Raw genomic sequence first — 25,421 nt, forward strand, 5'->3', positions numbered from 1 at the left:
TCCCGTGACCCACCATATTCTTCCTTTTGGGACGAGGGACCTGTCCCTCTGTCCCACCAAAAAACTAGGGATGCTTGGACCCTAGTTTTTTTGATTATTGAATTGTTTATGAACCCCAATCTCCGTAAGGACATTGGCTTAATCAATTTCAATTAATACTTTATTCGTATTGTACAATTTGGCTTGGAAATAGTCTGGTACATTTTTAAATGAAATTTTTGTAGTGATGTAGGAGTCAATATCAACATTACCTTGAGTAATGCTATCAATAACATAATTGAAATCATCAAGCGTTGCATTTCTGCTTCCCATTAGAGTTAATTCTTTGGCGTGAAAATCAGGGTCATTAAATGAAATATGATCCTTTACAAGGCCCACATATATAAGCTTGCCGCCGTGCGAGACATAATTGAATGCATTCATCATTGATTGCTTGTTTCCAGTAGCATCCATAACAATTGTAGGCAAGTAACCATCATTAATGTTCATAAGTTCTTTAACAAGATCAACATCGTTTGCAGCTTCTAATACTCGATCACAACCGGTCCATTCCCTAGAGAAAGCTAAGCGCTCTTTACTGATATCCATCATGATTGTTTTCGCCCCTTGCAGTTTTGCAAATCTTGCAACGCCAAGTCCAATTGGACCTGCTCCAATTATCAGTACACTCTCCCCTTTTTGAATTTGGGCTCTTCTTACAGCATGAGCTCCTATACTTAAAGGTTCGATTATCGCAGCAGCATTTAATGATAGTTCATTTACTTTTAGGATATGGCTCTCCGGGATTACAAGATACTCCGTCATACCCCCATCAATATGTACTCCAATCACTTGCATTTTGGTACAACAATTTGTTTTTCCATTTTTGCATGCAACGCAATCACCGCAATGCATGTAGGGAATAACCGTGACTCGATCGCCTATATCAAGTGTTTGCACATTTTCACCGACACTTTCCACAATCCCTGAAAGCTCATGACCAAGTATTCGTGGGTAATTAAAAAAAGGCTGGTTTCCTCCATATGCATGTAAGTCCGTACCACAAATCCCGATTCTTTTCACCCGAATCAAGATATCCTTTTCGCCAAAAGATGTGGGTGCATCCCTTTTAAGCATTATCATTTTACCAGGATCTTGACAAACAACCGTTCTCATTTTTCATATCTCCTTTGAATAAATTAAGGACCTATCTCTATATAGGCCCTTAATTTGTCTAAAATAGTGTATTTGGTAGAAACATAGAGATTGCTGGAATGAACGCAATCAACAGTGCTGCAATTACCAAGAGAAGTAAAAACGGCCAGCTATGCTTAACAAATTCCTCAACTTTTGTTCCAGTAATAGAACAAGTTGCAAACATAATTGTCCCTAAAGGTGGTGTTAAAGTACCGATACTAATACAAATAATGAAGAAAATCCCAAAATGAACAGGGTCAATTCCATACTGCATGAGCATAGGCATAAATAACGGCGTTAGGATAATAATCGAAACGTTTCCTTCTACAAACATCCCTATAACTAAAAGGAATAACAGGACTACGATAAAGAACATGATAGTGGAAGAAACATTTCCAACCATAAACTCTGTCATTCTTTGTGGTACCTGCTCTAAAGTAAGTACCCAGGCGAATGCAGAACCTGCTGCAATAATAATTAAAATGGATGCTGCTGTATGAGCTGTTTCTAGTAATGCTTCCACTAACTGTTTTATCTTCATTTCACGATACACAAGCATCCCAAGGACTAAAGCATACAATACCGCGAATGCTCCCGCCTCAGTTGCACTAAATATACCAAAGCGAATTCCGCCAATGATAATAACCGGTAGAAGAAGAGCTAATATGGCATCTTTAAAACTGACCAAAAATTCTTTTAGTGTGATCTTGTCTTGTTTTTCCGTTTCTAAGTTATGTTTTTTAGCGTAGAAATGGACATAAATCATAAAAGATAAACAAAGTACTATACCAGGAACAATACCCGCCAAAAATAATTTACCGATCGAAACGTTACCAACATAACCATACATAATTAGTGCAATACCCGGTGGAATAATCGGCGTAATTAAGGACGTTGATGCTGTTAACACGGTTGAAAAGGACTTTGAATAACCTTTTTTTATCATTTCTGGCACGAGGATTTTTGATTGCATTGCTGCATCTGCAATATTAGAGCCACTCAAGCCACCCATAAGGGTACTAAGAATAACATTTACCTGAGCAAGCCCCCCTGGGAGTGGTCGAGTGATCACTTGAGCAAATCGAAGCATCCTAGAAGTGATCCCCGTGTAATTCATTAGAATACCCGCTGTCATGAAAAAGACTATCGCTAGCAGTGGTACCGATTCTACCCCTCCAATCATTCTTTGGATGAGGACCATCATAGAGAAACCATCCGAGAAGAAGAAATAAACGGCCGAAGCAACAATCATCGCAAACGCGATAGGAACATTAATTAAAAATAATACGAGTAGTACGATTAACATAAGTGTTAAGGCCATATTATGTTCTCTCCTTTTTCTCTGAGTCTACTTGGAAAGAACGAATCAGCTTAATCGTGAAATGAATAGCTGTCAACAACCCTCCAATAGGAACAGCAAGATCAATATATGTATAACTAATTCCTAATACAGGAGTTACTTTACTACTAGCTTGAGAAGCGAGTTCGAAACCTAAGTAGATAAATATGTATATAAGTACAAAATAAATCGCCGCTGCTCCTATAATCGTACACACATTACGCATTGCTTTAGGCATCTTTTGAATAAAATAATCTACTCCGATATGCCCGTCCCGTTTCATTGCAGAGCTTATTCCAATAAAAATAAGCCAAATAAAACACCCAAGTGTTATTTCTTCCGCCCATGAAATCGGGCTATTTAATACAAAGCGGCAAAAAACATTGATAATCGTCAAAAATGAAATAATCGATATTGCTATAACAGAGATAATATCATCAATTGGGTTAAACCATTTTTTCAGCATTTATAAGTCCCTCCTGTTTAACCAAGTTTTGCCTAGCTAATATGTGAAATATAGATTAGGAGAAATCCGTTTATGAAGAAAAAGGTTAGAAATCCATTCTTGAAAAAGGTAAGAACCTTTTCCCAGAATGGAATTTTATTAGGAAGGTTTATTTTCTAATAATTCTACAATTCTATCGTATAATCCAGGAGTCCACTCTGAAAACTCTCCATATACGCTTTGAACTTTTTCCTTAAACGGTTCTATATCAACCTCGTAAACTTCTACGCCCTGCTCTTCAAATTCTTTTAAGACTGTCTCTGTTTGTTCTTCTAGTACAGTTCTGCCGTATTCTCCAGCCTCATCACCTGTTTCTTTAAGAATCTGTACTACGTCATCAGGTAGTGTATCTATGAAACTCTGTCCAGCAATCCAAGTCGTAATGAACTTTTGGTGGCCTGTTAGAGTAAGATGTTTTGAGACTTCCTGTGCCTTTACCCCTTGTAGAACTGGAAGAGGATTTTCAGCACCATCAATAAGTCCTTGTTGTAGGGAAGTATATAAATCCCCTAGTGGTGTTGGAGTGGCCGTTGCACCTAATGCTTCAAATGTTGCAATTGACATTTGGTTGTTCGGTACACGAATTTTCATTCCTTTTAAATCTTCAGGTGTTTTAACCGGGTCATTTGTTAACAGGTGACGCTCACCGTATACAGTATTAGTTGTAATAATATGAATACCTTCTCCATTTAAAGATTCATGTAATTCATCAAACCAGTCCGTTGTTGTTAAATATAACAAGTCATCAACACTATCTGTTATGTATGGAGCAGTCATAATACCCGCATCTGGTACATAGTCCATTAAGAAGTCATATCCAGCCATAACTATAACGTTATTACCCATGGTTGCTTGTTCCACAACATCTTTTTCTGAACCTAATTGTGAACTTGGGTAAAGCTTTAATTCAATTTTTCCATCACTTTTTTCCTCAGCCAATTCCTTCCACTTCTTTGCTAATAAGTCAATTGGCTCCCCAGGCTGATTTCCGTAGGCAACATTAATTGAAATTTTTTCATCGTTACCTTCACTATCAGCAGAACCCTTTTCAGAACCGGAACTTGAGTCGGATGAACAAGCAGATAAAAAGGCTACCAACATTGCAACAACCAAAACAGACATCCATTTTGTTCTTTTCTTCATATCATTACCCCTTTTTTTCTTGAAATTTATTCTCAAACGGATTCATTTACAATCCTTTTGATTCAAGTAAACTACAAATCTTATAAAGATTAGAAAGTTGGGCCGATTCTCCAGATGCCGAAATCATGTTGTTTCAATATTTCTGCTTTTGTTAATTTACCAGAACTAACTAATGAAATTTCATCAAATATCCTTTTACCAACTTCTTGGACCGTTTCTGTTCCTTCGATAATCGTTCCTGCATTTAGGTCCATATTGTCGTTCATTCTTTCAAACATACCAGTATTCGTTGAAATTTTAATGACTGGTGCAATCGGTGAACCTGTTGGAGTACCTCTTCCACTTGTAAACAGAACCACTTGGGCACCACCAGCAACCATACCAGTTAATTGTTCAATATCATGTCCTGGTGTATCCATCCACACTAGGCCTTTTTCTGTTGGCTCTTCTGCGTAATCTATTAATTCTTTAAGCTCACTTTTCCCAGCTTTATTTGCTGCTCCAAGAGACTTTTCTTCTAAGGAACTTAATCCTCCAGCAATATTTCCAGGACTAGGGTTTCCAGTTCTGATATCTACCCCCATAAGAATGGAGCGATTTTCCATTGCCTCTATAACCTCGTAAACACGTTTTGCTACTCGGTCATTTGCAGCGCGTTTTGCCAATAAATGTTCTGCCCCAATTAGCTCTGTGGTTTCTGCTAGAATAGAAGTTCCGCCTCTTTCGACGATCATATCACTAACGGCACCAACTGCAGGATTAGCTGATAAGCCTGAACATGCGTCAGATCCTCCACATTCCGTACCGATAATTAATTCACTAAAATCACATAATTCTCTTGGCTGAGCAGAAGCCTCCTGAACAAGTTTTGCAGCAGCTTGCGCACCCTTCGCGATTGTAGTTAAAGTACCTCCATGGTCTTGAATCGACACTGTTACTACTGGTTTACCTGACTTAGCAATTTCTGCTGCGACACTTCTAGCCTGATGAGTTTCGCAACCTAATCCTAGAACAACAACACCGTATACGTTTGGATTTTTCCCTAAACCAACGTAGGTTCGAAATGTTTGTTCATAATCAACTCCTACTTGTGCACACCCGTGTTGATGAATGAAAGTCACTGTACCATGAACAAGCTCTGTAATCCTTTGTGCCGTTTGTGTTGCGCAGGTAATTGTAGGTAAAATCAAAACATGATTTCGTACCCCTACTTTTCCATCTGGACGTCGATATCCCAAAAATTTCCCTTCATTATTTAGTTCCAATTTGGTCACCTCTTCCTCGTATTCCTTCAAGATTGTGAACATGAACATGCTCACCTTCAGCTATATCTCTAATGGCTTTGCCAATGATTTCTCCATACTTTAAGATAGTCTCTCCCTTTTGGATTGCCTTAATGGCGAATTTATGACCAAAAAGTATTTCGTCTTTTAATAGAATCCTCTTTGATAATTCACCAGAAAGATTTACATCTACCTCTTCGTTTTGAGGAATGTCTTGTAAAGAAACTGCGACACTATCTGTTGGCTGCATGACTAATGTTCTATATTTTTTCTCACTCAATCTGACTCATCCTCCTTATTGAGGTATTATTGTTGAATCGTGGTTTTAAGACTTCTAAAGTTTCACTAGCATAAACATTTAGTTTTTTCGTTTCTTTAAGATTATGTAGCATTTTGTGTGTTACACTTGTAGTACTATGGTAGTACCAGAAAACGCAAAAAACATAACTACAGATTATTTATTCGAAACCCTCCTTAGGCTATTATTTTTATAAGCGTTACTATTAATAAACCGCTTTCATAAAATATGAAAAGTATACGGTGGTAGTACCAGTAACTAGATGTTACCACGTAACTTTTTAGTTTTCAACAAATTTTCTAACTTTTTAAAATTAATTAATTTATTAATATAAATTCCTTCCCTTCATGCTACCCATGAAATATTAGCTATGGTTTTCTTAATCATTTTAATTTTATTCTTGCTTACAATATGGTATTCTGGTGGTACCAATAAAAATTTCATTCACTAAGGGTGTTGTATATGGTAAAAATCAATCCAATTAAAAGAGTAACTTTAACTGAGCAGATTTTAGAACAAGTTGCATCATGGATTATCTCAAATGAGTTAAAACCTGGAGACAAGCTTCCAAATGAACGATTATTAGCAGAAGAATTCCAGGTAAATAGAGGACGGATACGGGAGTCTCTAAGAGCCCTTGCACTTATTGGCTTGATAGAAATCAAACCAGGTGAAGGCAGTTTTGTAAGCGCTAAAGAATCTGTACTGCCCGCTGAGACTATTCTCTGGATGTATCATAATGAAGTGAATAATTTAGAGGAAGTTTATGCTGCAAGGAAGTTAATTGAGTCTGAGGTTTATTTAGAAGCTGCTGATCGAATGACAGAAAATGAGATTTCAGTTTTGGATAATATTATGAAAGAATTAAAGAACTCACCAAAAAATAATAATGAGGAATTTCAACGGTTATTAGATGACTTTGATCTATATATGGGCGCATGTAGCGGCAATAAAATCTACAACAAGTTAATGCAGACTATTGTCCATCTTCGCCATCAATCTATGGTAAAAATCTTAAATGTCCCTGGTGCACGGGTTAACAGTATTAACTCTCGTACAAAATTAATTAAAGCCATTAAACAACGCAATCTTGAAGAGGTAAAGGAAGCTATTGATTTAAACTTTACAGGGGCAAAGAAATTTTATAAACAATTAAAATAAACACACATAAATTAGGTCTAAACCGTTTGGTTTAGACCCTTCTTACATTCTATTAAACTACTCGTTTAATCAAATCGGTTAGCTTGTTAATCTCCTCGATTTCAACTTTATTGTTACCGAAAACCTCAAAAAATGAACCTAATCAATTAATCGAAACCCAAGAATAATACCAGGGCTTCTGGTCTTTTTGCCGTACTTCTGTTGGGACGTGGGTCACGGGGACAGGTCCCTTGTCCCACCATTTTTTTCCTTTTGGGACAGAGGGACCTGTCCCTCCGTCTCATTCCATCAATCTATTGATTTATAGTAATCAATCATTGTATTAATCCTTTGAATGTCTTCTGTACTCGTACAGGAGATAACCCTACCTTTTATATCCTCAAGTAGATAAATTTGTTCTTCATATCGAGATTGCTTTTTACGCCGCTCCAAAACATCCATATTTTTGTCTGGGTTCATTAGAATTAACTTTAATAGTCTATTTTTTGTTTCCAGTCGCCCATTTACCAGATTTAATAAGTCTGATTTCTCATCGTTACTCAAAGTTAGTATTCTTTCCATTTCTTTTCCCTTACCTTCTTTCGAATATCGTAAACCACAGTTGGAAGTCTTATAGATTTAAGATTTCGTACTAAATGGTAATAACAATAAATTACAATATTCTACAAAAAGGGTTATTTTTCCTGCATAAAATTTCATAATCTTCAATATGCAATCGATTCCAAAAGACACTTGTAGCGCACAACACATTACAATTTAGATGTCATTAAATATACAGCTCAAAGAATAAATATTCGAATCTATCTCATTTCTAGCAATGTAACCTGATAAGATAACAGTTCATTACCATTTAACCAAGCAAAAAGATTACGAAAGGAATTGAAATCAAGCTAAGCAAAGTTGTGACTAGGGTTGTAAATGAGATTAAATCTGGTTTGCAATCGAATTGGACAGCTAACATAGTTGTGTTTGCTGCGACTGGCATGGCAGCCAAGAGAATAAAAACATGTTTAATAAGTTCGCTAACAGGCATGATCTGAACTAAAGCCACAGCAAGAAGCGGTGATACGACCATACGTAATAATGTAATACTACTCACATATTTTATATTGAATTTTTGCGGCTTAATTTCAGCCAACTGCATCCCCAGGATTAACATTACGACTGGAATGGATGCACTCCCTACCATACTTATTCCATCTATGATTGTGGATGGTAATGGTATATTAGCAATCTGAAAGATTATCCCTAGTATAGCACCGTACATGACCGGCATACGAATTAACCGAATTAATGCCCCTTTTAGTCCAGATGAGTTTTCCCCACCAAGGGATGCAAGAAAAATGCCCAATGAATTGATTAAAAATGCATGAATCACCATAATAATGATTGCATAATCAAAAGCCAACGCTCCAAATGCAAATAATGCTACGGGCGCTCCATAATTCCCGCTGTTCGGAAATATACTCCCAAGTTGCAAGGCAGACATATGTGGTCGATCTACCTTTAATAGCTTTCCAGTCAAGAAGGTAAAACCGACTAACATAACAGTAAGTAATACTGTAAAAACAAACATATAAAAATAATCAGCGTTTAATTGATTCGTATAAAACGTATCAAATGTTAAAAAAGGTAATAACAAATATAGAGATAACTTTGAAATCGATTTAATATCAAATTTGAGGGCCTTTTGCCCAATAAATCCGGTAGTGAAGATTAGAAATGCAGGTAAGACAATTAATAATAACTCCATCTGAGATTTCCTTCCATATTTAAACTAATATCTTATTCTATCACAGTGGGCCAAGGGGATAGGTCCCTTGACCCATCATGTTGTTTACTGAAACAGCAGACCTGACCCTATTAAAAATAGCCCGATTCGTAGAGATTACTCCATAATCGGGCCATTGAGATTCTAATATATTGTTCGAACCCCATTTTTTTTGGAACGAGGGACCTGTCCCTAACTTAAGGAGACACCTTCCTCCTAAAGTAGTGTTGATATACAACCACACTATAATTAGAAGAAGGTGCCTCTTTTTTTGTTCATCTAATATAATAGAATTGTTTTAGCAACCTTTCACGAAGACTGTTTTGATTGCTGTGTAAAATTCTTTCGCAGCTTCCCCCTGCTCACGAGATCCAGAACTAGAAGATTTCATTCCACCAAATGGTGCTTGTAGCTCAACACCGGCACTTTCTGCGTTGATTCTTACAAGACCAGCTTCAATTTCATCGATAAATTCTAGGATATTACTAATATTCGAAGTGAAAATTGATGCACTCAAGCCGTACTTCGTATTGTTCGCAACATCAATCGCTTCCTCTATACCCTCAACTTTGATCAAGGCAATAACAGGTCCAAAGATTTCATCTTGCGCAATTGCCATTTCCGGAGTCACGTCGTCGAAGATTGCAGGAGTAATGTAGAATCCATTTTCGAACTCTTCACCTTCAGGAACATTGCCTCCAAATATGAGAGACGCACCTTCCTCTTGGCCTTTTTCGATATAACTTTTTACGGTATTTAATTGGCTTTCGCTAGCAGATGGACCCATCCAAATGCCTTCCTGTAAGCCGTTGCCCACTTTAATTTTCTCAGTCTCCTGAATGAGCTTTGCTTTGAATGCCTCATATACAGGTGCTTCCACGATCACTCGGCTAGATGCTGTACATTTTTGGCCAGAGGAACGGAATCCACCACTGATTACGGCTTCCACCGCTTGGTCGAGGTTTGCGTCCTTCGACACGATAACTGGGTTCTTACCGCCCATCTCAGTCTGAAACTTGATGCCTCTTGCAGATGCCGACTTAGCAACACCTCTGCCAATGGCTTCGGAACCAGTAAACGTAATTCCGTTAAGCAGCGGATGATCAATGAGGGCCTGCCCTACAACCGAACCGGAACCTGTAATAAAGTTCATAACACCTGCAGGAAGTCCAGCTTTCTCAAAGCACTCCACCACTTTAGCAGCCGTCACTGCAGCTTCTGATGCCGGCTTAAATACAATTGTATTGCCATAAACTAGGGCAGGAGCAATCTTCCAAATTGGAATAGCAACTGGAAAGTTCCACGGAGTGATAACTCCTACGACACCAAGTGGTGTTCTCTTCGTGAACATAAGGGCTTCACTATCAGACGAAGGAATGACATCTCCTTCTTTTCGCATACCTTCACCTGCATAATAGCGAAGAATAGCAACTCCACGCGCTGTTTCACCCTTTGCTTCCGGAAATGTTTTACCCATTTCCCGAGTCATCGTTTCAGCAATTTCTTCCAGATTTTCTTCGAGAATATTTGCAACTTTATAGAGGAATTGACCTCGTGCTGACTGGCCAATCCGGCGCCATGCTTTCTTAGCTTCGTGGGCTGCTTTCACCGCTTTTTCAAGATCCTCAACCGTAGACTTTTGTACATACCCTACAGTTTCATACTTGTTTGCTGGATTAATACTTTTGATCAATTCATTTGAATCCGATTTGACCCATTCATTGTTAATGAAATTGCTGTACGTAATTGTTTCTGTTTCCACTTTCACTTTCATTACCTCCTGATCAATTCGTAATTTTATTTATTCAGCCACGAGAACTTTGCTCGATTGCTGTTTTTTCACTGGGTTTCTTAGGATTCCGATTTCAGGAATCTCAATTTCAACTTTGTCTCCGTCCTGTAAGGTAAACTCATTCGGCGGAACGATACATGTGCCAGTCAACAGAACTGTTCCATCAAAAACGATATTTTCCCTAGTTAAATAGGAAACCAACTCATCATACTTTCGCTTTAACTGGCGGGTATTAGCAGTGCCTTCAAAAACTAACTGATTATCTCTATAGATTCTGCAAATAATATCTAATTGATAGGCATCCTCAACGGATTCCGCTAATAGCAATGCTGGTCCAATTGAGCAGGATTGCTTCCAAATTTTCGCTTGCGGTAGATACAGCGGATTTTCTCCCTCAATATCACGGCAACTCATATCATTTCCGATGGTGTAAGCGAGGATTTCTCCATCTCCATTGACTACTAGTCCGAGTTCAGGCTCAGGGATCTGCCAGTTCGAATCACTTCTAATATATACATCTTGATTTGGACCTACTGTACGATTAATAGTTGACTTCAAGAAGATTTCCGGACGTTGCGCATCGTACACTTTATCGTAAAATGTTTGCGCATCCAGCTTTCCGTTCGTTGCTTCATAGTTTCTTGCTTCTTTACTCTTTTCGTATGTCACCCCTGCTGCCCATACTTCAGGAGCTTCGATTGGCACTAGCAGTTCAACTTCTTCCATTGCATAGTCTACTGGTAGAAGGGTTGACACTTTACCCTCAACAAAAGCTAAGACAGATTTTTGGTGAGCTTTTGCATCACGAGTGATTTCGATAAAACCTTCATAAGGAAGCGGATAAATCACACCATCTGATGTAACCGCAGCAAGAATCTGCTCTTCTTCTTTTCGGTAACGGATAATTTTCATTAACAATACCCCTTTCGGAATGTTTTTTATCAGATAAATTTAGTTTTCTATTTTTATAAAATAAGGGGGATTGGAATGAGGAATCAAATCCATCACAGTGCCCCCCTCTTCAAATCACTTTTGTTTATTTTTAGTTGTTTGGTAGTATAATAGATGTGTGTTGTTGGTATCAATAGATGTCATTCAATTAATCGCTTTGCCCCACAAAACGATTACTGACCTCTGTTGATGCCATTTTTTGTGTCTATTAAAAAACAATTATTCAATTTTTTCACACTGCCTTTTTTGAAATATCATCCATTCGTTTGTTAAGAATTGGATTCTTGTTAGCAATCTTGTGATACACACCCGTCACGATTGGAACTACAATTGATGTTACAATCAGCGAAGTTGCAACTAATGCTGTCGCCGCAGGCGCTACTGGTGCCATTTCTGGAACCATTTCAGCTACCAATAGTGGTGTTGCGACTGCTGCACCTGCTGTACTTGAAGCCGCAATCCCTGCAGTACCATTACCCTTGCCAACGAAGATATCTGCCAAGATCAGAGGTATACCTGTTACAACAATCACCAAAAGTCCGAGAATAATTCCAAACAATCCTGTTTCCGCGAGCACTGTCAATTTAATACCGTTACCGAGCGAGAATGCGAAAAAAGGTATCAGAACTGGAATTGCACGACTGAGGAATTCACGTATGTCCTCATCAAGATTCCCAAGGATATAACCAACTATGAACGGCAAGATCAAACCAACAAGCACTTGAGGTTCGAATGTTGCAACCCCTGCAGTACCAAGAATGATCATAGTCATCAGTGGACCAGATTCAAGGTTCATGAGGACGAATGCGCCCGCTTCTTCTTTTGTTCCATATTGGTCCATTAAAGAAGCGTAAAGACCTGTATTCGTCATGTCCATCGCTGCCACTAGGGCTAGAGCAGAAACACCCGCGAAGAATCCGGATTCAATCATCCCGTTACCGAGATAATGAGATGCTACAAAACCAACAACCCATGCAACACTCAGTTTTGTTACCAAGAGTACCCCTGATTTTCTGAGTACAACGCCAGTAGACTTCAAGCGAATGGATGCTCCTAGACAGACGAACCAGACAGCCAGGATTGGAACCGTTCCAGATGTAAGACCAAACGTAAAGGATCCCAAAGATTTACTTAAGTTAGGGAAGAACGTATTCAGCAATGCTCCTATAAAGAGCGGAACGACCATCAAACCACCAGGAATTCTATCAATCGTTTTTTTAATTTTCATAATTTGACCTCCTTTTTAAACAGCTAATAATTTAAGGTTCTTTTTCTTTTCGTGCACATAACTTTACATGATGGTCCAGTAAGTCTTCTTAGCTGTTTTACTCTAGTTGGTCTTTTCAATGTTTGCTTTTCCTGTAGATGCGTGCCATCCATTTCAATCACTTACTAAACTACTTTTTAAGTAAGGGTTTTCAATTAAACGAGAACTTTTTCTTCGACAAACTTATTGGTTAGTGTTCCAAGCTTCTCGATTTCAACTGTGACTACGTCACCAGGTTGGATGTATACTCTCTCTTCTTGCGGAAGTCCGAGAACTACGCCTTCTGGTGTTCCTGTTAAAATCATATCCCCTGGCACTAGAGTCATATGTTTAGAGATATAGCTCACAATTTCTGCACATGAGAAAATCATATCCGATGTGTTTGAATTTTGTCTAAGTTCACCATTCACATACGTTTTAAGTGAAAGATCGTTTGGATTTCCAACTTCATCTGATGTGACTAGGTAGGGTCCCGCTGGGCTAAAGCCATCACAAGATTTCCCGAGCAGCCATTGCGGCGTTCTCATTTGCAAGTCCCGAGCGGATAAGTCATTGACCGCGCAATATCCGAATACATGGGAAAGAGCTTCTTCCAGTGATACGTTTTTCGTTTCCTTGCCAATTACAATACCAAGTTCAACTTCATAATCTAATTCATTGGTAACTCCCGGAATTTCGATTTCGGCATTATGGCCGGTCAGTGTGTTGTCGAATTTGTTAAATAGAATTGGAACTTCAGGGTAAGGTGCATTTGTCTCATCTGCATGTTTTTTGTAATTCAAACCAACACAGATAATTTTGTGTGGTCGAGTGACACATGGGCCCCAGGTTACCTCATCTTCGTTGACCACTGTGGCCTGCCCAGTATGTACAGCTTGTTTAATCTGTTCTTCGAATTGCTCTAGCTTATCCGATGGCAAGCTAATTACGCTCATAATATCGTCAGGTACTTCATTCCAGTTATTCTGTTCCGCTGTCTTTTCCACATCAATTAAAGAATTATTTAATTTAACAGCCAGTCTTTCTTGCTGGTTGTATAGATATGTTCCTAATTTCATTTTAAGCCCTCCAGTTAAGCATTTTTTCCAAATACGACTCCACCATCGATATATAGCGGTGAGCCCATCATAAACGAAGATTCATCAGATGCTAGAAACAGTGCTGCTTTTGCAACATCATCTGGACGTCCTAGATTACCACTTAGCTGCCTCTTTTTAATCCCTTCAATAGCCTCTTCTGGATTATCGTACGAGTTTTTAAGGTAGTTCTCCACGAAAGGTGTTAGGATAGTACCTGGAAGTAGAGCATTTACCCGAATATTGTAAGGAGCGTAGTCGACCTGCATAGATTTGGTCAAAGACAAGACAGCTCCTTTAGTTGTTGCATAAACAGCTCTGAGCTTCAATCCAATTTCCGCGATACAAGAAGACATGTTAATGATTGCACCTTCATTTCTCTCGATCATGTGCGGAATGACATACTTGCTCGTCATGTAGACTCCCTTAATGTTAACGTTTACAACTTTGTCCCAGAGTTCTTCACTCGTTTCATGTAACATGCCAACTCCTGAGATACCAGCGTTATTGAAGAGAACATCAATCTTCCCTGTTCGGCTGATAATTTCCTCAACCATTCGCTGAACCTCATCCGCTTTTGTCACATCAGCTTGAATGAATATTGCCTCTCCACCATTGTTCTTTATAAGCTCTAGCGTCTCCAAACCGCCTTCTTCGGAATAATCATTAACAACTACCAAAGCCCCTTCTTTGGCGAATAGTTGTGCAGTTTCTCTTCCAATACCTGAACCTGCTCCAGTAATCAGTGCTACTTTTCCTTGAAGTCTCATCTAACCACTCCTTTTTTAAGTATTTTGAGTTATACTGTATCCTGCCTTTAGTGAAATCCTGCGGGCTAGATCCAGAATCTCCTGCTCCACCTGCTTTTGCTTCCGTTCCCAGTTCACCGGCAACATCGTTACGCTAACTGCTGCAATCATTTCTCCCTTACTGTTTCTGATTGGAACGCTGATACAAGTGAAACCCTCAACAGCCTCTTGAAATTCCCTTATATATCCGTTTTCCTTGAAGGACCTGATCTGTTGCCAAAGCTCATCCAAGGTTTGGATTGTATATGGAGTTTTAGCTTCCATCTTCTTCCCGGCATATAACTCCTCAAGTTCATGATACTCATACTTGGACAGCAGTACCTTTCCCATTGCGGTTGCATGGGCAGGAAATCTCATTCCAGGACCTGATACAACCCGAATCGGAGAGGATCCTTCCTTTTTGGCGACGTAAAGAATTTCCGTTCCGTCCAGAACTGAAAGCTGCACAGTTTCGCCTAGGTTTGACACTGTAATCTCTGACTCAACCAAAAATGTATCAACAAAATCAAACTGACTGACATACAACGTACTAAATAAGCCGAATCTCATGCCCAATGAATAGGTATCATCCTTATCTTTTTTGACCCAACCCAGGCTCTCCAAAGTGTTCAACAATGAAAAGAGTGAGCTCTTGTTCATATCTAATTCCTTGGACAAATCTATTAATCTATACTTGTGTGGACGATACGCAATCAGGTCGAGTACTTTATCTGCTCGCTCTAAAGCTGGAACCCAATATTTCTTTTCCAATCTAGTCCCCCCTTTTGTTGGTTTATTATAATAAACCTGATTTTGTATCCAAAACCCAATTTATCATTATTATTTTAAATAGTCAATAATTTCTTTTATTTTAGATAATTCAACTAATCTTGCATTAGCCTTCGTAGTGGGTCAAGGGGACAGGTCCCTTGTCCCACCTAATTTTCCCTTTTGGGACGAGGGACCTGTCCCTCTGTCCCAAAAATGAGTTAAAATTAAAATATATGAGTTGAATCCAAAAGTTAGAGAGGGGATTAGCAATGATAAGTGTACAGTTACTAGCTAAAGCGGATCGATTTCGTACTCTTCACAAGGAGTCGAATACCTTCATTTTGCCGAATGCGTGGGATGTAATCAGCGCAAAAATGTTCGAGGAATGTGGATGTAAGGCAATTGGGACAACAAGCGCAGGGATTGCAATGTCACTGGGGTATCCTGATGGACAAGAGATACCATTTGAGACGATGTTAAGTGTAATTAAGAATATGGTTGAGTCGGTTGACGTACCAGTATCAGCCGACATTGAATCAGGTTATGGAAAATCTGCAAAGGAAGTTTTACATACAATAGAACAAGTTATATCTGCAGGAGTAGTTGGTATTAATCTTGAGGATGGGACTGGTGATATTAACTCACCAATTTATAATCCAGTACTGCAGCAGGAAAAAATTTCAACCATTAGAGAGTACTGTGATTCAATTGGGTTTCCGTTGTTTATAAATGCACGTACGGATATTTTTTGGCTGAATGTAGGAAAACCAGAATCTCGTATTGACGAAGCTATTCATCGCGTAAAGCTTTATGAGGAAGCTGGCGCAGATTGTGTTTTTGTACCTGCTTTGAAAAATATAGACGAAATCAAAAAACTACGAAATGCGGTCAATTGTCCAATCAATTTACTAGCAGTTCCTGGTCTTCCTTCGATAGAAGAGTTATCTGAAATTGGTATTGAAAGAGTAAGCACCGGATCAAGTCCATTCCGAGCCAGTGTATCCCTTTTGAAACTGATCGGCGACGAAATCGTTAACCAACGTACATTTAGCAAAATGACAGAAGATGTCCTTTCTTATGGTGAGGTATCCAGTTTGGTGAAATAGTGTGGCAAGGGGACAGGTCCCTTGACCCAACATATTTTCATCTGGGACGAGGGACCTGTCCCTCCGTCCCTATGCTAGCATACTAAATTCGCAGTATAACAGTTTGGCTCACAAACCCGCCTCACTAACAAAACCAATTCAAACAAACGTTTGATTGAATTGATTGTTTCACGCGATAGCTGATTAAGACCATTAAACAAACGTTTGTTTGAAATCGACAAATTCAAAAAAAGCCCGATTAGTACAGATTTCTGCTAATTGGGCTTTTGATATTTTAGTATAATTTTTATTTTAATCCTATTCCTCGAAGGTTAAGTTGTCCCATTCGACAAACTTCGGGGCGTCACTGTGACCGAAACAAAACCAGCGGCCACCGACCACTGGTTTTCACGAACTTACTACAAGTTCTTCTTTTATTTGGTTTGCATACTTCTCTTCAATCATGCCGATAAAGGGTTCGACTAATGTTGGATCAAATTGACTTCCTGAGCATTTCCTTAGTTCTTCGATGGCTTCGGTGAAGGTTTTTGTCTTTTGGTATGGGCGCTCTGTTGTCATCGCGTCAAAGGAATCGCAGACACATAGAATTCGAGCCAGTTTCGGAATTTTTTCACCTTGTAAACCATGTGGATAGCCTTTTCCATCGAAACGTTCATGGTGCAGCTCGACCAATGGGATCAAAGGCTCCAATTTTTTATTGGTTGAGATAATTTCTTTCCCCCAGGTTACGTGTTTCTTCATCATTTCCCATTCATGAGGTTCGAGTTTTCCTTTTTTATTGATAATGTCTCGAGGAATCTCAAGTTTACCGATGTCATGAATAAGGGCTCCTAATATTAACGTCCTCTTTTCAGATTCACTTAAATCTAGTCTACTACTGAAATCAACCGCATATTGGAACACGCGTTTACTATGACGATAGGTATACACATCTTTCGATAAGAAGATCTTTAGTTGTTGTTCAGCTTCGTTTAACTCATGATCGAGATTAATCGCATTTTTTGCAAAGTATTCAGAGTTCTCATCGAATACCTGAACAATGTTTTTTCCTTGTGCTTTCGCATAATACATCGCTTGGTCGGCTTTATTCAATAATTCGGATGCGTCATACATACCTTTTTCCCACTCTACAACGCCTGCTGAAAAAGATAGGCAGCTATATGGAAGTGCCTCAACACCTTTGAAATAGCTGTTATTGACTTTTTTTCGCAATAAATTGACGAAAGCCAATCCGTCGTCCACCGTTGTGTTCGGCATAACAATCGAAAATTCTTCCCCACCGTATCGCCCAACGATATAGTCATGTGAGTCCGCTTCATTTTCTAAGATTGAACCGAAGAATGTTAGTAAATGGTCTCCTTGAATGTGACCATACAAATCATTATATTTTTTAAAATCGTCTATATCTAAAAGCGCTAAGCTTACAGGCGTTCCATTTTCCCGAGCACTTGATATTTCAGCATCAAATAATTCTTTAAAATAACCATGATTATTTAGACCTGTTAAGAAATCCTTATTTGCCTTATCTGAAATCTCTTGATAGAGCTTAAAGTGCTGATCAAATGCAGCTGATAACAGTAAAGCAATACATACGAATAAAAAGAGTCCAAATATACCTTCAGCTTTTAGCAAAATTCCGAGAATCAAAGGCAGTAACAGAGTCGTAAAATAACTAATCACAAACGTTTTATCAGAGGTGACCCCTTTAATGACGTTCTCAATACTACCACTTCCATAAAGAAAGAAATAAGAAATGATAAAGAGCATATTGCAAATAAAATAAGTACAGAGAGATAAAATATATGGCAGTAAATGATGTGTATCGATTTCTCCAACTGTTCCACCAGCAAAAACAAGTGAAAAATAGGAGGTAATAATCATAATCGTGTACATCGAAAAATTAAATAAATGCTTCCACCAAGCAATTTTCCGTTGAACAAAAACATACACCATACTGGATAATGCCAGTACAAAAAGGGTTATGTCTAGCCCATACATAAACAAACTAGCGAGATATATAGAAGAATCTAATGAAAGTGAATTATCCTTAGGTGGGATATGGATAACGTGATAATTTAATAGAGTAATAGAACCGATTAATACAAATATGATTACCCAATCTGATAGGGTAATATTTTTATAATCATAAAAATAGAGGAATGAAAAGCCCCCTACTAGAACGGTAATTCCCGTGTATATATGTAATGGTTTAAAGTTTGATTTCATATTTTATCATTCCTCAGGTTAAAAGGTAGAGGAGGAATACGTTGGATATGCAACATCCTCCTCCTAGATTAGTCGATTATACTAGTTTCCAACCAGAAGTAAAAGCAAGTACTACAGATCCAAGGATAATTGCGTTTAATAGAATACGAGTTACTTTTGTTTTCATGATTTCACCTCCTTCAATGAGGAGGTCTCGCCTTCTAGTGACGTATCTCTATTTTTATGTACCATTAAATATTGGATAAATTGGAAGACGCCAATGTTCATCACAACATCTCCAATACTAATGACTTGAGAACGAGGATATGGATCTGTTAAAGGTATTATATCACCTAAAAATCCTAATCTACTACTCTCTGTGAGTAGTGTATGCTTCGCATAAAGTTCACTCTTTAATGTATCTAAGTAATGTGGATCTAGCAGAGTTGCTGCAGATTCTAATACTGGCATTCTTCCACCATTCAAAGCCATGACAATAAAGTTTAGGAATGTCCCGATTAAAATAAGAGTAAAACCTGAATTATGCCGGTTCACCCAAAGAAACGCCATCCCAATCACATAGACAAACATATAAATATAGCCACTAAGGAATCCTAGCATTTCATACTTATTCTGCAAAAAATAGACCGAGAGCTGAAGTAGCACAAGGATAGGAAAAATCCATCCGTATTTTAACTGTAAATCAGCTAATCCTCGCAAACTACCTTTTCGAAAAAAACCTACAATTATCGCAATGAGAATACCATCAAAAACCATCTTTTTAACCCACCATTTTATTAGAATTAAGATTTCATATGTTATACTTTCCTACTACTTAAAAGCGGAGCAGGTACATATTTCAACAATATACTACAAATTATATCAGAAAGTTTCAACTTTTACGGGAAAAATTTGACGAAATTTGGGCGTGGGTGTGCGCCGAAACGTGGTTGGGTCACGGCGGTTCAGTCAAGACGTGTCCTTGGGTCACAGGGACAGGTCCCTTGAACCAGGGCTTGGTTGATTACCTTAACCAAGCAGCCAGACCATCGCATATCAAATTTCAATTAAACTTTTACTCTTTTTCGGAATATAAAGTTTATAAATAACACACCCTAATAAAAAATTTTAGGGTGGTTACTTTCATGGCAAACTTTTTTAGAATTGCAAATGCAGTTGTGTTATGGGCTATTGTTATATACTTCCTTCCAAAACAATCCTTTAAAAGATTTTTGCCAGTTACTTTATTTTGTTCGTGTCTCTTGTTAATAGAGACACTTCTGAATCCCATTTTCAACTGGTGGAAGGTTAAAGGAGGTACCAAATACATGGTATTTGATTCTCTAGCCTTTATATTTGGTCCTTTTTTTACAATTAATTTGTGGGTGTTTCACTTTACTTATGGGAAATTCTCGTTATATGCATTATGTAATTTAATCATGGATTTAATTTTTGCCTTTCCCTTAAGTGCACTCTTTCAAAAGATCGGTCATTATAAATTAAAAAAGTTTAATTCTAAAACAATCTTCCTTATTTCCTACTCACTATCTCTGTTGAATTATGCTTTTCAGAAATTCTTCGAAAAAAATAACTCGGAATTAACGAACCCTGAATCCAGTAAATAGACTGGATTTTTTTAGTTTTAGTATGGCCTTATTCCCATATTGTAATGTGTTAAATCTCTTAATAGATTGTGATTCTACATTTTGGTGGAACGCGACGAGCAGCACAATTTCGACAAACTTCGGGGCGTCACTGTGACCGGGTCTCAAAGGGATTAAACCTAGTTGTGTTGAATAGATTAATAGAAGCGTAACTCTATTTTTAAGAAAGGGGGAATTCTGTGTGCATATTGAACAATTGGAGTTTATTGTGTCTGTCGCAACAACCCTATCCTTTTCAAAAACAGCAGAAAAATTATTTGTCTCGCAATCGGCTATTAGTCAATCCATTAAAAAGCTGGAAGAGGAGTTGGGTTTCGAAATATTTCACCGCACCCGCTATGGTGTTATCCCGACAGAGAAAGGGAAAGAAATAATTGATCATGCTGAAGAGGTACTAAAACAGTGGGAACAATTAAAAAATAAGGTAATTGAATTAAGTGAAACCGACCAAGATGACATCAATATTGGAGTCATTTCAGGCTTACATTTACCATTCCTTCCTTCTATTATTTCGCAATTAAAAAAGGAATATCCCCATCAGACGATTAACATTATAGAAAAGAGTTCCGTGGACATTACAGAGGCTGTAATCAATAAAGAACTTCATATTGGTGTAATTGCTGTCTATGAAAATACATTAAAGAAAAAAGATAAAATTCATTTGGAATATTTAACCGACATTGATATGTTTGTTTTTACTCATAAGGATTCAACGCTTACTGCATATGATTGCGTCTCCTATGACCAATTAATAAATCAAACCTTCATCATGTTCAATGGTGAATTTTTAAATTGGTACTTCAAAAAGTTTGTCAATGAGAATGGAAAGGTTGAACTACTGTTTTCGTCAAATAATACAGAAACCATAAGAGAAGCCATCCGCGAGGGTATTGCCATTACCATCGACACTCAAGTTGATCTGATTAATAATCCATATATAGATAAAGGGGAAATCGTCCCTATCCCATTAGCTGATACAATAGCCGTCGAAAGTTATTTAGGTTTCGTACGAGTTAAAAGGGCAAATAATCCACCTGTTGTTAAAGAGTTTATGAAACTATTTAAACACCATTTTCAAAACACGTTAAATCAAGGATTGGCCAAAGCTAAGGAACATAACAAAAGCCGGTTATCCTAACGAAACCGGCTTTACCTTTATACTATTCACCTGTATTTTCGAAAAGTAATTTTCCCCTTTCCTCTTTGCTAATTTTACTATGGTGGACATTTTTAAAGTAGACGACAAGAATGGTAACAATGATTACCCCTAAAACACTTAATTCAGGTACCGTTAAACCACCTAAGGGATTGAATGGCGTATATAAAAACAAGAAGAAAATCAGTGAAACAATTGCTAATACTCCCACAAATCGGCCATACGCCACATAGTATGGGCGATTGAGGTTAGGTGCCTTCTGTCTTAAAACCATAAAGGATAGAACAACAAGTAACCACGCACAAATCATCATAAAGCCAGAAATATTCACGATATTGATAAAAATCATCTGGCTAGTTCCCAGAAAAGCAGCTAGACTACTCAGCGCAAATAAAAACAAAATGGCTTTCATCGGAGTTCGATTCTTAGCATGAAGTTCCGAAAAGCCTTTCGGAATATATTTAGCTCTTCCTAAAGCAAATAGGACCCGGCTACCCGCAATATAAGCAGCATTCCAAGTAGTTAACATTCCAATTAGGGAGGCGATTGCCACAAATATCATAGCCGCCTTTGATCCATTAAATAACTGAGTAAGAGATTCCAAGACTACAATTGAAGCCGTTTCTCTAGTACCCAAATCCGCTGCAAAAGCCGTGCCAATGATAATCAAAATGTAAAATATAGCGCTTGCCCAGACCGTAATTACCACAAGCTTGCCAATAAGTTTAGGATTAACATTAGCCTCCTCTGCCGCCTGTGCCACAACATTAAACCCTGACATAAACCCAGGAACTAATAATAAGGTTAAGGAAAGTCCGGACAAAGAAGTGAAGAATGGCATAGCATTCGAAACTTCACCTAAGCTCACACCGACCACTACATAAAAAACAGCCGCTACTAATATTACAGCCACAGTAATGGTTTGGAATACCTTTGAAAATTCAACACCCTTTATGTTCAAGATAGCAAAGAATAAATTCATAAGAATGGAAACCACTATATAGGATACATACACGGTTTCCCCACCAATGGTGTAAATGGCACCAATTTTGGGTATTGGGAATCCCAGAGCTTCCAGAATAACCGGTAGCAATATCGTTTCCACAACAAGCAATGTAAGAAAGCTATAGCCAACACACGCACCAGCAATAAAAGCCCACCTATCACCCAACCCCTTGAAGGTATAAACGATATCTCCACCAGCCCTTGGCATGGAAGAGGCAAGCTCTGCATAGGCGAGCCCGACAAAGGAACAAAGTATTCCGCCAATTAGGAAAGCAAGAACTCCCCCTAAACTACCGGCAGTGGTTGACCATACACCTGCATAAATAACCCAAGACCATCCAATAACGGCCCCAACGCCAATCGTTAGTAAATCCCACTTGTTGAGAGCTTTCTTTAATTGTGTATTTGGGTTTGAAGCGATGGTTACAGTAGTATCATTTCTTTCTAATTTCATCCCAACAACTCCTCAGGTCATAGAATAAATGGTTATTCAAAAAACGTTTTAGGCGGAACTCTATCGACTACTCACGTAGCTATTACTTAGACATGATTGGCGATTCTTCTTCAATGCCCAACTTAAATAATTTGTTGGCATTCTTCCAGTAAAACTTTTCTCGTACTTCCTTTTTTAGTGGCCAGTCTTCTACTTCCCTTAGATACTCTTTAATTGGCATTCCAATCGTCAGCCAATCTGCTGCAAATACAATCTGATCCTGGATTAAGCTATTTGCATAGTGCATAAACATATCCCAGCCTGTATTTGGCTCCGCAATATATTTTGGTCGGAAGGCAGAAGTATCTACATATAAATTCTTATATTTTAATAGCATTGCCATCATGTCTGGTATCCACGGCCAGCCTCCGTGTCCAGCAATAATTTTTAAGTTTTTAAAATCCATTAATGGTGCTTCTAAGTTTGAAGGATGGTCGATATACACGGATGTTTCTTTATAATAATTGATTGATGAATGAATCCAGATAGGAATTCCCAGTTCATCGCAAAGGGCGTAAAGCGGATAATATTTTCGGTCATCAGCCTTTACTCCATGCTCGTATGGTGGCAACACGACTCCTTTAAAACCCTGTTCCGTAATTGCCTTACGTACCACTTTTAAACTTTCAGTCCCTTTATGAGGATTAAAGCCGGCAAAACCAATAAAGCGATTCGGGTACTGCTTTAGAATAGTAGCAATGTAGTCATGATCTGCCGGAGGTTCAGAACCATCCCGACCATAATCCATATTATGAATGGCATGATAGGCAATATTGGATTCTTGTAACATCCTTAAAAAGTTATCCATAGAATAGCGTTCTTTTAATACGCCATACAACTCATCCATGACATCCTTTGATGACTGTCTCTCTAGTTTTCTATTAAATTCTTCCCTTGACCAACCGACAAGTTGTGCCCAACGAGGACTAAATAGTTTCACATAGTTCTCGTTTTTTGTGTTCGATTCCGATCCTTCCATAAAAGCAAACTCCGGTAACGTATTGGAACAATCAATGATCATTCGTATTCCTCCTAACATCATAGGGTCTTGATTCTCATTTAGTAATTTTTTTCAAACAGAGGTGTTTTCGTCATCGCCTTTTCTAAAGAACCCGGTTCACACCAAATGATCTCTGGGGTTACTCTCGCCTCCGTATGGAGAGCATTTTTCATCCTTTGCTCTAAATCCTGCAAATATCGTTGATCAACATGATATCCATATTCAACCTTTACCTTCAAAGGCGGGACCACTCTTGGCGGAGGGGTATCCAGCACAATTCGGATTTCTCCGGTAACATCTGGGGCAAATTTTGCAATGACCTTTTTAATGGATGCGGGATAGACGTTTGCTCCTTTGATAATCAACATGTCATCGGAACGACCCACGACTCTTATCCGCTTACCCTTAAATCCACATCCCGGACATTCTTTTGTGAATACTTGGACCACATCGCCACTCGCATAACGGACTCTTGGTAGGGCTTTTAAATTAATCTCGGTATCAATAACCTCCCCAATCACTCCATCCGTCACTTCGATTGGTTTTTTGGTTTCAGGATCAACCAAGTCTATTGGAAATAGACCGAAATCAGGAGCAACGCAATGGATCCCATAATATTCATCGGAATCGCAGGAAAAGCCCAATTCTCCTAAATAATCATACACTCTACAACCGTAAGCGTTTTCAATTCTCTCCTTAATTTCAGGTATTCCGATTCCTAACTCTCCGACAGTGAATAATGCCGACAACCCTAATTCACCGACACCCTTCCCTATGATTTCTGGAGCCTTATCAATTAAGTATTCAGCAAGTGACGGGGTCATCATGGCCGCACTTGGTTTTGTCATTTCTGCGTATTTTAAAATCATCTTGCTACCTGCTCGAACATCTACATCAATCGGCAAAACACCATGGGACCTGATTCCCCACAAAATGGATGAGGTTGCATAAATACCTAACGAATGGCTGAAGAGTACTCGATCACCAGGATACACTCCCCCGTACTCCAACATGTGGGCAATATACCGATTTAAAAAATTCAAATCTTCCTTCGTAAAAGTATACGTAAATGTTGGGTTTCCAGAGGTCCCGCTTGTGGTTCCAGTGAATTCAATTTCATCTGGTGAACAGCATAAATGCGTACCAAACGGATGTCCATATCGTTCCCTTGATTCTTTTTGATTTTCCCTCTCTATCGTTTTGTTCATAAATACCGGTAACTGACGAAACTCCTCAATTGTTTTAATGTCCTCTGGAAATACACCGATTTGATTAAACTTGTTTCGATAGAATTCCGAATTGCGATAAATGTATCGTAACTGCTTTTTTAATAAGTTCTCTTGGTATACATAGATTTCCTCCTCAGACATAGAGCGGAAAAGTGGATTGGTATACGTGACCTTTTTTGTTTTACTCTCAGTAATGTTCACATGTGTACCTCCTTTGGCGAATTAGTGCATAGATCATAATT

At 38.4% G+C, this 25,421-nt stretch carries 22 protein-coding genes; 3 read left to right on the forward strand and 19 right to left on the reverse strand.

What is annotated here, in order from left to right:
* Positions 1-138: 138 nt before the first annotated feature.
* The 6 genes from ACFSFW_RS15530 to ACFSFW_RS15555 form a co-directional block, all read right to left on the reverse strand.
* Positions 139-1,155 (reverse strand): zinc-binding alcohol dehydrogenase family protein, encoded by a 1,017-nt coding sequence (locus ACFSFW_RS15530; protein WP_388039589.1) that lies wholly within the window; start codon positions 1,153-1,155, stop codon positions 139-141.
* A gap of 58 nt (positions 1,156-1,213) precedes the next feature.
* Positions 1,214-2,497 (reverse strand): TRAP transporter large permease, encoded by a 1,284-nt coding sequence (locus tag ACFSFW_RS15535; protein WP_388039591.1) that lies wholly within the window; start codon positions 2,495-2,497, stop codon positions 1,214-1,216.
* A 1-nt stretch (position 2,498) separates the two neighbouring features.
* Entirely contained in the window at positions 2,499-2,981 is a 483-nt protein-coding gene (locus tag ACFSFW_RS15540) for a TRAP transporter small permease (protein WP_388039592.1), read from the reverse strand.
* Positions 2,982-3,119: 138 nt separating this feature from the next.
* Positions 3,120-4,163 carry a C4-dicarboxylate TRAP transporter substrate-binding protein gene (locus tag ACFSFW_RS15545; protein WP_388039594.1) on the reverse strand — a complete coding sequence of 348 codons (1,044 nt, stop codon included), beginning with the start codon at positions 4,161-4,163 and terminating at the stop codon, positions 3,120-3,122.
* An 89-nt stretch (positions 4,164-4,252) separates the two neighbouring features.
* Positions 4,253-5,428, reverse strand: a complete 1,176-nt coding sequence (locus tag ACFSFW_RS15550) for a UxaA family hydrolase (RefSeq protein ID WP_304216684.1) — start codon at positions 5,426-5,428, stop codon at positions 4,253-4,255.
* A complete protein-coding gene (locus tag ACFSFW_RS15555) occupies positions 5,415-5,726 on the reverse strand; it encodes a UxaA family hydrolase (RefSeq protein WP_388039596.1) in 312 nt (103 codons plus the stop codon). The genes ACFSFW_RS15550 and ACFSFW_RS15555 overlap by 14 nt, the downstream gene beginning before the upstream one ends.
* Positions 5,727-6,206: 480 nt before the next feature.
* Between ACFSFW_RS15555 and ACFSFW_RS15560 the strand changes: the two genes are divergently transcribed.
* Positions 6,207-6,905 carry a FadR/GntR family transcriptional regulator gene (locus ACFSFW_RS15560; protein ID WP_304216680.1) on the forward strand — a complete coding sequence of 233 codons (699 nt, stop codon included), beginning with the start codon at positions 6,207-6,209 and terminating at the stop codon, positions 6,903-6,905.
* A 288-nt stretch (positions 6,906-7,193) separates the two neighbouring features.
* Here ACFSFW_RS15560 and ACFSFW_RS15565 read toward each other — a convergent pair whose 3' ends face one another.
* The 8 genes from ACFSFW_RS15565 to ACFSFW_RS15600 form a co-directional block, all read right to left on the reverse strand.
* Positions 7,194-7,448, reverse strand: a complete 255-nt coding sequence (locus tag ACFSFW_RS15565; RefSeq protein WP_388039598.1) for a hypothetical protein — start codon at positions 7,446-7,448, stop codon at positions 7,194-7,196.
* Between the two features lie 307 nt (positions 7,449-7,755).
* Complete coding sequence (locus tag ACFSFW_RS15570) at positions 7,756-8,658, reverse strand: AEC family transporter (RefSeq protein WP_388039600.1); 903 nt, start codon at positions 8,656-8,658, stop codon at positions 7,756-7,758.
* A 316-nt stretch (positions 8,659-8,974) separates the two neighbouring features.
* On the reverse strand, positions 8,975-10,444 hold the full coding sequence (gene gucD, locus ACFSFW_RS15575; protein WP_388039602.1) for an alpha-ketoglutaric semialdehyde dehydrogenase GucD: 1,470 nt from the start codon (positions 10,442-10,444) through the stop codon (positions 8,975-8,977).
* Between the two features lie 33 nt (positions 10,445-10,477).
* The gene (locus ACFSFW_RS15580; RefSeq protein ID WP_388039604.1) at positions 10,478-11,380 is read right to left on the reverse strand and encodes a fumarylacetoacetate hydrolase family protein; all 903 of its coding nucleotides are present in this window, start codon (positions 11,378-11,380) and stop codon (positions 10,478-10,480) included.
* 271 nt (positions 11,381-11,651) lie between these two features.
* The gene (gene kdgT / locus ACFSFW_RS15585) at positions 11,652-12,647 is read right to left on the reverse strand and encodes a 2-keto-3-deoxygluconate transporter (RefSeq protein WP_304216669.1); all 996 of its coding nucleotides are present in this window, start codon (positions 12,645-12,647) and stop codon (positions 11,652-11,654) included.
* Between the two features lie 194 nt (positions 12,648-12,841).
* Positions 12,842-13,744 (reverse strand): fumarylacetoacetate hydrolase family protein, encoded by a 903-nt coding sequence (locus ACFSFW_RS15590; RefSeq protein WP_388039606.1) that lies wholly within the window; start codon positions 13,742-13,744, stop codon positions 12,842-12,844.
* A gap of 14 nt (positions 13,745-13,758) precedes the next feature.
* Complete coding sequence (locus ACFSFW_RS15595; RefSeq protein ID WP_388039608.1) at positions 13,759-14,532, reverse strand: SDR family NAD(P)-dependent oxidoreductase; 774 nt, start codon at positions 14,530-14,532, stop codon at positions 13,759-13,761.
* A gap of 15 nt (positions 14,533-14,547) precedes the next feature.
* Positions 14,548-15,321: an IclR family transcriptional regulator gene (locus tag ACFSFW_RS15600; protein ID WP_388039609.1), complete on the reverse strand. Its 774-nt coding sequence runs from the start codon at positions 15,319-15,321 to the stop codon at positions 14,548-14,550.
* Between the two features lie 269 nt (positions 15,322-15,590).
* Here ACFSFW_RS15600 and ACFSFW_RS15605 point away from each other — a divergent pair, with 269 nt between their 5' ends.
* Positions 15,591-16,427: an isocitrate lyase/PEP mutase family protein gene (locus ACFSFW_RS15605; protein ID WP_388039611.1), complete on the forward strand. Its 837-nt coding sequence runs from the start codon at positions 15,591-15,593 to the stop codon at positions 16,425-16,427.
* 387 nt (positions 16,428-16,814) lie between these two features.
* On the opposite strand, the gene ACFSFW_RS15610 is transcribed toward ACFSFW_RS15605, so the two are convergent.
* Both ACFSFW_RS15610 and ACFSFW_RS15615 read right to left on the reverse strand, forming a co-directional pair.
* Positions 16,815-18,653 carry a diguanylate cyclase gene (locus ACFSFW_RS15610; RefSeq protein WP_388039612.1) on the reverse strand — a complete coding sequence of 613 codons (1,839 nt, stop codon included), beginning with the start codon at positions 18,651-18,653 and terminating at the stop codon, positions 16,815-16,817.
* 162 nt (positions 18,654-18,815) lie between these two features.
* Entirely contained in the window at positions 18,816-19,409 is a 594-nt protein-coding gene (locus tag ACFSFW_RS15615) for a DUF5317 domain-containing protein (protein WP_388039614.1), read from the reverse strand.
* 1,068 nt (positions 19,410-20,477) lie between these two features.
* On the opposite strand from ACFSFW_RS15615, the gene ACFSFW_RS15620 reads away from it, so the two are divergent.
* A complete protein-coding gene (locus tag ACFSFW_RS15620; protein ID WP_388039616.1) occupies positions 20,478-21,434 on the forward strand; it encodes a LysR family transcriptional regulator in 957 nt (318 codons plus the stop codon).
* Positions 21,435-21,456: 22 nt separating this feature from the next.
* On the opposite strand, the gene ACFSFW_RS15625 is transcribed toward ACFSFW_RS15620, so the two are convergent.
* The 3 genes from ACFSFW_RS15625 to ACFSFW_RS15635 all read right to left on the reverse strand — a co-directional run bounded on the left by ACFSFW_RS15625 (position 21,457) and on the right by ACFSFW_RS15635 (position 25,380).
* The gene (locus ACFSFW_RS15625; protein WP_388039618.1) at positions 21,457-22,911 is read right to left on the reverse strand and encodes an APC family permease; all 1,455 of its coding nucleotides are present in this window, start codon (positions 22,909-22,911) and stop codon (positions 21,457-21,459) included.
* 82 nt (positions 22,912-22,993) lie between these two features.
* Complete coding sequence (locus tag ACFSFW_RS15630) at positions 22,994-23,971, reverse strand: amidohydrolase family protein (RefSeq protein ID WP_388039619.1); 978 nt, start codon at positions 23,969-23,971, stop codon at positions 22,994-22,996.
* Positions 23,972-24,009: 38 nt separating this feature from the next.
* On the reverse strand, positions 24,010-25,380 hold the full coding sequence (locus ACFSFW_RS15635; RefSeq protein ID WP_388039621.1) for a phenylacetate--CoA ligase family protein: 1,371 nt from the start codon (positions 25,378-25,380) through the stop codon (positions 24,010-24,012).
* Positions 25,381-25,421: the final 41 nt, after the last annotated feature.

This window comes from Ferdinandcohnia salidurans (assembly GCF_042680725.1).
GTDB lineage: Bacteria > Bacillota > Bacilli > Bacillales > Bacillaceae_L > Ferdinandcohnia > Ferdinandcohnia salidurans.

What these genes read in the sequence shown, in the direction of transcription:
- ACFSFW_RS15625 (WP_388039618.1), bottom strand. Translation starts at nt 22,911, where the DNA reads ATGAAATTAGAAAGAAATGATACTACTGTAACCATCGCTTCAAACCCA.
- ACFSFW_RS15540 (WP_388039592.1), bottom strand. Translation starts at nt 2,981, where the DNA reads ATGCTGAAAAAATGGTTTAACCCAATTGATGATATTATCTCTGTTATA.
- kdgT (WP_304216669.1), bottom strand. Translation starts at nt 12,647, where the DNA reads ATGAAAATTAAAAAAACGATTGATAGAATTCCTGGTGGTTTGATGGTC.
- ACFSFW_RS15615 (WP_388039614.1), bottom strand. Translation starts at nt 19,409, where the DNA reads ATGGTTTTTGATGGTATTCTCATTGCGATAATTGTAGGTTTTTTTCGA.
- ACFSFW_RS15535 (WP_388039591.1), bottom strand. Translation starts at nt 2,497, where the DNA reads ATGGCCTTAACACTTATGTTAATCGTACTACTCGTATTATTTTTAATT.
- ACFSFW_RS15545 (WP_388039594.1), bottom strand. Translation starts at nt 4,163, where the DNA reads ATGAAGAAAAGAACAAAATGGATGTCTGTTTTGGTTGTTGCAATGTTG.
- ACFSFW_RS15530 (WP_388039589.1), bottom strand. Translation starts at nt 1,155, where the DNA reads ATGAGAACGGTTGTTTGTCAAGATCCTGGTAAAATGATAATGCTTAAA.
- ACFSFW_RS15590 (WP_388039606.1), bottom strand. Translation starts at nt 13,744, where the DNA reads ATGAAATTAGGAACATATCTATACAACCAGCAAGAAAGACTGGCTGTT.
- ACFSFW_RS15580 (WP_388039604.1), bottom strand. Translation starts at nt 11,380, where the DNA reads ATGAAAATTATCCGTTACCGAAAAGAAGAAGAGCAGATTCTTGCTGCG.
- ACFSFW_RS15630 (WP_388039619.1), bottom strand. Translation starts at nt 23,971, where the DNA reads ATGATCATTGATTGTTCCAATACGTTACCGGAGTTTGCTTTTATGGAA.
- ACFSFW_RS15595 (WP_388039608.1), bottom strand. Translation starts at nt 14,532, where the DNA reads ATGAGACTTCAAGGAAAAGTAGCACTGATTACTGGAGCAGGTTCAGGT.
- ACFSFW_RS15560 (WP_304216680.1), top strand. Translation starts at nt 6,207, where the DNA reads ATGGTAAAAATCAATCCAATTAAAAGAGTAACTTTAACTGAGCAGATT.
- ACFSFW_RS15610 (WP_388039612.1), bottom strand. Translation starts at nt 18,653, where the DNA reads ATGAAATCAAACTTTAAACCATTACATATATACACGGGAATTACCGTT.
- ACFSFW_RS15605 (WP_388039611.1), top strand. Translation starts at nt 15,591, where the DNA reads ATGATAAGTGTACAGTTACTAGCTAAAGCGGATCGATTTCGTACTCTT.
- ACFSFW_RS15570 (WP_388039600.1), bottom strand. Translation starts at nt 8,658, where the DNA reads ATGGAGTTATTATTAATTGTCTTACCTGCATTTCTAATCTTCACTACC.